A 9,242-nucleotide genomic window follows, 5' to 3' on the forward strand; every position below is an offset into this window, starting at 1 on the left:
AAACCACTTCTATTTGATTTAAATCAAGTTTTAAACATTGTTACTGAGTTGTAGCACGTTGGTTAGACTAAGGTCTTGATTGTGAGCTATGTCGCGATTGCTAGATTAAATGTGACTTAATAACGTTTAGTGATGGGGAGTCGCACAATGGGCTTTGAAAATAACGAAAAGGCGCTTAGCTATTGGCGCGAGAACTTGCGTCTGGTGCTGGGATTGCTGGCTGTCTGGTTCGTCGTGTCCTATGGTTGCGGAATTTTGTTTGCAGATATGCTTAACAATATTCACTTCATGGGATTCAAGCTAGGCTTTTGGTTCGCCCAGCAAGGTTCCATTTATGTGTTCGTGGCGTTGATTTTTATCTACGCCTACAAAGCGAATGCCTTAGATAAAAAATATAACGTACACGAAGACTAAGGGGATCAGATTATGGACGTTCAAGCACTGACATTTCTGATTGTAGGGTTGTCGTTCGCGCTCTACATAGGTATTGCCATCTGGTCCAGAGCTGGCTCTACCAAAGAGTTTTACGTTGCTGGCGGTGGGGTCCCGCCGGTAATGAATGGTATGGCAACTGCCGCTGACTGGATGTCTGCTGCCTCTTTCATTTCGATGGCGGGGATCATCTCGTTTGTTGGCTATGATGGTAGCGTATATCTGATGGGGTGGACCGGTGGCTACGTACTGTTGGCGCTGTGTATTGCGCCGTATTTACGTAAGTTTGGCAAGTTTACTGTGCCTGATTTTATCGGTGAGCGTTATTACTCGCAGACTGCACGTGTGGTGGCAGTAATATGTGCCATCTTCATCTGTTTTACCTACATCGCCGGTCAGATGCGCGGCGTGGGTGTGGTATTTTCTCGCTTCCTTGAAGTGGACGTTGACACTGGCGTTTACATCGGTATGGCCGTGGTATTTTTCTACGCGGTTTTGGGCGGTATGAAAGGTATCACTTACACCCAAGTAGCACAGTATTGCGTACTGATCTTCGCATTCATGGTTCCAGCAATTTTCATCTCAGTGATGATGACAGGCCATGTATTACCACAAATTGGTTTCGGTTCGACTTTGGTTGATGCAGCGGGTAATGACACTGGGGTGTATCTGCTACATAAACTGGATGGACTGTCTACCCAACTTGGCTTTAACGAATATACCGAAGGTGCCAAGAGTACCATTGATGTGTTTGCTATTACCGCCGCACTGATGGTGGGAACCGCCGGGTTGCCTCATGTAATCGTGCGCTTCTTTACTGTACCTAAGGTAAAAGATGCGCGTACCAGTACCGGTTGGGCACTGGTGTTCATTGCCATCCTCTATACCACAGTACCTGCACTGTCTGTTTTCTCTCGCGTCAATATGATCGAGACGATCAACGGCGCAGACGGACAGGGCGTCGCACACGCTACTGCACCTTCTTGGATTAAAAACTGGGAACAGACTGGACTTATCAAATGGAACGATAAGAATGGCGACGGCAAAATGTACTACGCCAAAGGTAAAATCGATGATCCAAAGAGTGCCAATGAAATGAATGTCGACCGTGACATCATGGTGTTGGCGACTCCAGAGATCGCTAACTTACCGGCATGGGTTATCGCCTTAGTCGCGGCGGGTGGTTTGGCAGCTGCATTGTCAACATCTGCGGGTTTGTTGTTGGTTATCTCGACTTCAGTGTCCCATGATTTGCTCAAGAAAAACTTTATGCCAGATATCTCCGACAAGAAAGAACTGATGTTTGCCCGACTGGCCGCCGCAATTGGTATTGTCATCGCTGGTTACTTCGGTATTAATCCGCCTGGTTTCGTGGCAGCAGTAGTAGCCTTTGCGTTCGGTCTCGCAGCGGCATCATTATTTCCGGCCATTATCATGGGGATCTTCTCTAAGTCTATGAATAAAGAAGGTGCCATTGCCGGGATGGTGTTTGGCTTAGGGTTCACTGCGGCCTATATCATCTACTTCAAGTTTGTAAATCCAGCGGCTAACGTGTCTGACAACTGGCTGTTTGGTATTTCACCGGAAGGCATCGGCATGATTGGTATGATCATCAACTTTGTTGTGGCGATTGCTGTAAGCAAGATGACTGCCGCAGTACCAACTGACGTGCAGGAAATGGTGGATTCTATCCGCTTCCCTAAAGGGTCTGGTGGCGCGCAAAGTCACTGATAACCCCAAGGATTGAAAAAGGCGCTTCGGCGCCTTTTCTTTTTAAGTTATATGCTTAAAAACTATTCGATATAATTTAAGTGACATACTTCGCGGCATTTATTAAGCGCGTTACACCCAAGATATGACACGTAATGAACACTGCGTTTATTTTCAATTCTTGGTCTGTAATTAAATACTATATCCTAGCGGACGGTGAGTCATCGGCAAGCTAGTTAATATACTGCCAATTACATAGAAAACGGGTTACTTCCTATGGAGAAGTAAACCGTTTTTAATTCACCTCAACCTAGCAAAAACTGCCTAAGTAATGCCGCAATTCACTGCAGTTTATGCTTTTTCTATTGCTTGTCGTGGCAAGGCCATGGTGTCTTCAGGTTCGGATAGCTTAGGTTGGTGTGCTTTAGTTTCTTGCGTTTCTGATGATGGTTTCATCATTAATGCTACCAAAGCTGATAATAAGCAGCCGCCCATCAGATATATGGCAACGCTATGCCATACACCATTAGAGTAAGTCACTAATGCCGCTGCAATAAAAGGCGTAAATCCACCGCCTATTACACTGGCTACCTGATACCCAACGCCTGCGCCACTATAGCGGTAGCTTGCACCAAATAATTCAGTGAAAACAGGTTGTTGCACACACACCACCATATCGTGAGCTAAGTTGGCCAGCAGCAGAGAGCAGATGATGATCCCCGCGACTGAGTGCGCTTCCAATGCCATGAAAAATGGAAAGGCGCTGGCGGCGCCGACTAAGGCCCCGGTGATATAGACGCGTTTTCGGCCATATTTATCGGCGACTATTGCGAACAGCGGAATGGTCAGACAACTTAATGCCCCCACACATAGGCCAATGTGCAGGAACAGTTCCCGCGGTAATCCGAGGTTATTAGTGGAGTAATTCAACGCGAAAGTGGTGACAATATACATGGTTAATAATTCGCACAGGCGCAAACCAATAATCTGTAAAAATGCCCCAGGGTGACTTTTCAGCGCTTCTAATACGGGTAAGGCGGCACGTTTCGTTGTTGTGACATTTTTAGCTTTAGCTTGTTGTTCAAACTCAATTGACTCATCCATGCCATTGCGGATCCACCACGCAGCCAGCACCAATACAACACTCAGCAGGAATGGAATGCGCCAGCCCCAACTCAAAAACTGTTCATCGCTGGTGTAGTGGCTGATTAATGACACGAGGCCTGTCGACAATAACAGTCCCACTCCATAACCGACTTGTACACCACTACTGTAAAACGCTTTTTTCCCGGCAGGGGCATTTTCTACCGACAATAAAGCCGCACCGCCCCATTCACCGCCTACCGCAAATCCCTGAATTGCCCGAAGGATGACCAGTAACACGGGAGCCCACCAACCGATGGCATCAAAAGACGGCAGTAATCCAATGCAGGCAGTAGACAGCCCCATCAGCCACACAGTAAGCATTAACATCCGCTTACGCCCTAAAAGGTCGCCAAAATGGCCGAAAATAATGCCGCCGAGCGGACGAAATAGAAAGCCGACACCAAAAGTAGCAAACGCTGCAAGGGTGCCCATCGCGGGACTAATTTGTGGAAAGAATTCTCGGTTGAAGACTAACGCTGCGGTAATGCCGTAAAGTAAAAAATCGTACCAGTCCACGACTGCTCCGGCAAAGCTACCCCAAGCGGCGCGCTTGGCACGCATTAATGCAGTCATGCGCTCTTCGCACTTCGAAGAGTCGAGTGTTGTATCCATAGTTGTCCTGTCTAGCTACATCATTTGTTGTTATAAGAAATATAAAATTGCCTGAGGCGTTTACAATGTTTATTGCAAACGGCAAGGCTTGCTTAGCAGACTACCCTGACTTTGATCATTAGAAAACACCTTGATTGAATAATCTTCTACATTTTTTCAACTTGGATATAAGAATAATAAAATATTCCCGAAAAAAATTGATAAATATCTAACAACATAAATTTGCCAGTACTGTTTTATTAGACCAAAGAAAGATGGCTGCTTTACGGTTGAACAGCCATTATTAAGTGACTGATAATTCTGCTAACTACTACGCCTATGGATGAAACTGAACTGCTGCCTATTCGTAATTTCCTGGCGGAAATTGCGCCATTTAATGAATTATCTGCTGAGTTGCTGGAGGAATGTTGTCGGAATCTCAGCATTGGATACTACAGCAAGGCGTCAGTAGCGGTACCTCTGAGTTCAGAAAATCCCCTGTTATATATTGTCCGGAGTGGTGCTTTTGAGGTCCGCAACGCTGAAGGGGAGTTACTTGATCGTCTTGGTGCCGGAGACTATTTTGGATTTCCATCGCTAATGTCCGGCGAATCTATCAGTAACAAGGTGCTGATCCTGGAAGATGGCCTTGTTTATCATCTGTCCTTACCCTTATTTGAAAAGCTTCGAGCTGGTTGTCGTGCGTTTGATCGCTTTTTTAACCGCGCTTATGCCAAGCGGTTACGTCATCAAGAATCACATCAACATCATGCAGAGGTGATCACCGCTAATCGCATCAGCAGTTTAGTTGTGATGTCGCCTATCAGTGTGGATCATAAAACGCCAGTAAGTGATGCTGCTAAGTTGATGCGCAAAAATAGGGTGTCATCGACCTTGGTGATGGATAACCAAAAGCTGGTGGGCATTTTGACCGACCGGGATCTACGTAATCGGGTATTGGCTGAAGGACTTAATGGTGATGTTCCGGTCTATCAGGCCATGACAGCCACACCGGTAACAATTGATGCCAATGCCTTAGTGTTTGAGGCGATGTTACAGATGAGCCAGCACAATATTCATCATCTGCCGGTTCTGGATAATGGCGATCCGGTGGGCATGGTCACCAGTACCGATATTATTCGCAGTCAGTCTTCCCAACCCATTTTATTGATCGGCGAAATTGAGCGGCAGCAAGATGTCGACAGTCTTATTCACGTCAGTAAACAGATCCCCATTTTGCTGCAAAATCTGATCAGTGCCGATGCTCGAGCAGAAGAGATCGGGCGTATTCTCACCAGCGTTACTGATGCATTAACACGCCGATTGATCCAGTTACATCAGGCGCTCTTGGGCGAGCCGCCGGTAGCGTTTTGTTGGCTGGCATTCGGTAGCCAGGGGCGGCAGGATCAAATGGCATGTTCCGATCAAGATAATGGATTGTTATTAACACACGAGCCCAATGCGGTTGAAAATGCCTATTTCGATAAGCTGACTCATGCGGTGTGCGCTGGTCTTAATGATTGCGGGTATGTTTTTTGTCCTGGCGACATTATGGCGCAGAACCCGATGTGGCGGATGTCTCTGGAGCAGTGGCAGCAAAAGTTTTCCGATTGGGTAAATGCGCCAGAACCTAAAGCGCTTATGCATGCCAGTATATTTTTCGATATGCGCTGTGTCTTTGGCCCAGAAAACCTGTTTGCGGCGCTTCAAGATAACGTGTTAGCCGATACTCGCGATAACGATATCTTTTTGGCAGCGTTAACAGGTAACGCCCTTAGCGAAACCCCGCCACTAGGGTTCTTCCGGCAATTTGTACTGGAACGTGACGGCTCGGAAGAGAAGGGCATAGACCTTAAACATCGTGGCAGTGTTCTTATTAATGATATTGCCAGGGTTTATGCGTTGTCAGCAGGGCTTAAAGAAGTGAACACCGCTAAACGAATCCGCGTGCTGATAGCGAAGGGTATTCTCAACCGAAAAGATGGTCTGAATCTCGCTGATGCCTTGGAGTTTATTGCACATATGCGCTTAGCCAATCAGGGGCGTCAGTATGAAAACCGTGAGCAGCTCAGTAACTATCTGAAACCTGAAGAGTTGTCTTCACTGATGCGGCATCAATTGCGCGATGCTTTCAAGGTTGTCCACGATGCGCAGTCGGCACTGAAACTCAAATTTATGCGGAGTTTCTGATATGGCATTCTGGCAACAGCTTTATTTTGGCTGGCGAGCTTTCCAGTCACCGCCGTTGCTACAAGATTATTATCAGCGTTTAGGTCCATTATTTTCGATGCCATTGGCTGAGGTGCCGCTGGTTGCGGTGGATATGGAGATGACGGGACTGAATCCGTTAACCGATCAGATAATTTCAGTTGGTTTGGTGCCCATCTTTCAGCAGCGTTTGCAATTAGGTGATGCTGAACACCGATTAGTAGGGATCTCGGGAAGTGTTGGTCAAAGTGCAGTTATCCATGGCATCGTGGACCGCCATCTTGAGCAACAGGTATTAGATCAGCAAAGTTTATTGCGATGGATACTGCAGCAGACCCAGGGAAAGTTGATGATCTTCCATCATGCGCCGTTAGATCTGGCTTTTTTATCCATGCTGGCACAACGTACAGTCAATCATCCGCTGCAGTTCCCGGTGATAGATACCCTACAAATCGATAGACATCGGCTATTGCGAGACCGGCATATTTTACCGCAAGGAAGTTTGCGTTTAGGCGCTTGCCGAAAACGGTATCAACTACCGGTGTATGCCGCACACAATGCGTTGATGGATGCTATCGCCTGCGGTGAACTGTTTCTGGCGCAGACGGCTTCGATTCGTCCAACAGTGCCTATCAGTGAGTTTTTGTGGTGGCCGTAAAAATAGTAGATAAGACAAAGCCCCTAAATAGGGGCTTTGAAGTAATAAGTGTGACCTAAAACGCTATTTAGGTTCGCGATGGCAGAAATAATTGATGGCTTTTTCAACTATTTCTAAGCCGGTTTTATTACAAGGAGGTAAAGCGGCCTCAGAGGTTGATACCGGTGTTACCCGATCACCCCATTTCAGCAGTACTGCAGCACTGGTGAGGCCAGCGCCAAATGCACATGACAAAATATGTTGTCCGGGTTGGATCATCCCTTTTGCCAGTGCGTCACAGATAGCAATAGGTATGGTTGCTGCGGAAGTATTGCCATAATTGGCAATGTTCACGAATGCTTTTTCTGGCGGGATTTTCATCTTATGCACCAGTGTATCAATGATGCGCTCGTTAGCCTGATGCGGGATCACCCAGTCAATGTCATCCTTATCTAGTCCGCATTTATCCAGCACTTTGGCACTGAGAGTACTCATACCATGAATAGCTCGCTTAAAGATTTCTTTGCCTTCAAACTGAATATAAAAATCCAGTGACTCAGCGACATAGCGGTCCATTGAGGTACCAAAACTAGCTTTAAGAATCTCGCGGCCTTCCGGGTCATTATTCAGCTCATAGCCTAATACGCCACCGGGAATATCAGAAGCTTCTAACACTACAGCTCCTGCACCGTCACCGAATAGCACTGCAGTTTCACGGCGTGACCAATCGATATAAAAGCTGAGGCGCTCAGCACCGACAACCAGCACTTTCTGGCACTGACCACTTTTTATTTGAGCGGTCGCCAAGCCTAACCCGTATAGAAAACCACTACAGGCTGCATTGATGTCAAAGGCAGCGCAGTTAGCGCCAATATTCGCTTGCACGGTGGAGGCAATGTTGGGGATTAACGTATCCGGACTGGCGGTGGCTAGAATAATCATATCCAGCTCACTACCATCAATACCGGCTGCGGCTAAAGCGTGTTTGGCGGCAACGGTAGCCATCTCAGAGGTATCAACGTGACTAATATGGCGTTGACTAATGCCAGTTCTTGGTTTGATCCATTCATCGGATGTGTCCATGAAGGTCGCCAGATCATCATTGGTCAGAATGGCTGGTGGAACACATTTGCCCCAACCGGTAATAGTTGCATACTGCATGGAAAATCTCTCGTTAAGAAATCACCCGAGACGGTTATTTCAATTGCTGTTCACTTAATGGCTTATCTGCAACTTCTGCTTTAGTGTGGCGAGAAGTTGCAGCGAGAAGTTAGCGTCTTGACAGTTAGTGCCCTGTGTTGTCCCTATAAGAACTGACAGATTTCACCGCTTTCGTCTGACGGCTTGTGGCGATGATGGCTGAACTTTCTATGTTACACGGTTATTCGACGCCAAAATTGCTGGAACTAAGGTTACCGCTAGTGAACGCATAAATAAAGCATGTTGCCCAATGTATTGGCGCTGAATGCGGCATCTGGCAGCTTTTATGCTGTCAAAGATCCCGCATTAGCGTATGTCTCCTTTCTGGTAACATTCCGTCGATGCAATTTTTCGTTGAGGGTGGAATAATATGCGCATCCCAACATCAGGAGAGTAGGTGTGAACCGAGCTGTATTTTTGGACAGAGATGGCGTGATTAATGTTGACCATGGTTACGTTCATCAGATAGACGATTTCCAATATATCGAAGGTGTCTTTGATGCCTGTCGAGAGCTGAAACAGCAAGGATATAAATTGGTGGTTATCACTAACCAGGCAGGTATTGCGCGTGGCCTGTATAGTGAGGAGCAATTTAATCAGCTGACAGAGTGGATGGATTGGAACTTTGCAGACAAAGGTGTCGATCTGGATGGCATCTATTATTGTCCACACCATCCTGACAAAGGGATTGGTGAATATAAGCAGGATTGTGATTGTCGCAAACCCAAACCCGGAATGATCATAAGTGCCGAACGTTTTTTAAAGTTAGACCTCAGCCAAAGCGTACTTGTGGGTGATAAAGCGGATGACATGAAAGCCGGTAAAGCAGCAGGTATTCCAACTCGCATTTTGGTGAAAAGCGGCAAGGCGATCACGCAAGAAGGTATTGATGAAGCCACTGTTGTTTTGGATTCAATTGCCGATGTGCCTGGGTATTTAGCCTCGCATGGTTAATCTAAACTCGCGTTTTGACTGAAAACTGAGCATTTAATCGGTAACTGATGAATTTGGGCGATTTAGGTGTTGCACAAAAAAATCGATTCCCTATAATGCGCATCCACTGACCAGCAATAACGGTCAAGAATAAGTCGCTGGCACAAGCTGATTTGTGAGGCGGCTTTTTCTTCGCTCTTTAACAAAATATCAAGCAATCTGTGTGGGCACTCGCAGTGAATGAATCGCAAAACGATTTAAAACTCACTGAAGAGTGTTCGAGCAAAGAACAGTCATTCATAGAGTCTAAAACTTTTAATTGAAGAGTTTGATCATGGCTCAGATTGAACGCTGGCGGCAGGCCTAACACATGCAAGTCGAGCGG

Annotated in this window: 7 protein-coding genes and 1 rRNA gene; 6 read left to right on the forward strand and 2 right to left on the reverse strand. The window is 46.5% G+C overall.

The genetic code is table 11. The features are described 5' to 3' along the window. Positions 1 to 147: 147 nt before the first annotated feature. Together PY479_RS11590 and PY479_RS11595 are read left to right on the forward strand one after the other, a co-directional pair. The gene (locus PY479_RS11590) at positions 148 to 414 is read left to right on the forward strand and encodes a DUF4212 domain-containing protein (RefSeq protein WP_212596298.1); all 267 of its coding nucleotides are present in this window, start codon (positions 148 to 150) and stop codon (positions 412 to 414) included. Between the two features lie 12 nt (positions 415 to 426). Beyond that, positions 427 to 2,163, forward strand: coding sequence for a sodium:solute symporter family protein (locus PY479_RS11595; RefSeq protein WP_212596299.1), 1,737 nt, complete (start codon positions 427 to 429; stop codon positions 2,161 to 2,163). Between the two features lie 330 nt (positions 2,164 to 2,493). On the opposite strand, the gene shiA is transcribed toward PY479_RS11595, so the two are convergent. Next, a complete protein-coding gene (shiA, locus tag PY479_RS11600) occupies positions 2,494 to 3,900 on the reverse strand; it encodes a shikimate transporter (RefSeq protein ID WP_275483845.1) in 1,407 nt (468 codons plus the stop codon). A 318-nt stretch (positions 3,901 to 4,218) separates the two neighbouring features. Between shiA and PY479_RS11605 the strand changes: the two genes are divergently transcribed. After that, complete coding sequence (locus PY479_RS11605; protein WP_275483846.1) at positions 4,219 to 6,069, forward strand: DUF294 nucleotidyltransferase-like domain-containing protein; 1,851 nt, start codon at positions 4,219 to 4,221, stop codon at positions 6,067 to 6,069. Position 6,070: 1 nt separating this feature from the next. Beyond that, complete coding sequence (locus PY479_RS11610; protein ID WP_275483847.1) at positions 6,071 to 6,745, forward strand: exonuclease domain-containing protein; 675 nt, start codon at positions 6,071 to 6,073, stop codon at positions 6,743 to 6,745. Positions 6,746 to 6,808: 63 nt separating this feature from the next. Here the strand turns inward: PY479_RS11610 and PY479_RS11615 are convergent, their stop codons facing one another. Continuing rightward, positions 6,809 to 7,885 (reverse strand): ketoacyl-ACP synthase III, encoded by a 1,077-nt coding sequence (locus tag PY479_RS11615; protein WP_212596304.1) that lies wholly within the window; start codon positions 7,883 to 7,885, stop codon positions 6,809 to 6,811. A 438-nt stretch (positions 7,886 to 8,323) separates the two neighbouring features. Between PY479_RS11615 and gmhB the strand changes: the two genes are divergently transcribed. After that, positions 8,324 to 8,878, forward strand: coding sequence for a D-glycero-beta-D-manno-heptose 1,7-bisphosphate 7-phosphatase (gene gmhB / locus PY479_RS11620; RefSeq protein WP_275483848.1), 555 nt, complete (start codon positions 8,324 to 8,326; stop codon positions 8,876 to 8,878). 295 nt (positions 8,879 to 9,173) lie between these two features. Beyond that, positions 9,174 to 9,242 (forward strand): 16S ribosomal RNA (locus PY479_RS11625); the annotation flags it as partial.

The sequence above is a fragment of the Shewanella sp. A32 genome, from assembly GCF_029167175.1.
GTDB lineage: Bacteria > Pseudomonadota > Gammaproteobacteria > Enterobacterales > Shewanellaceae > Shewanella > Shewanella yunxiaonensis.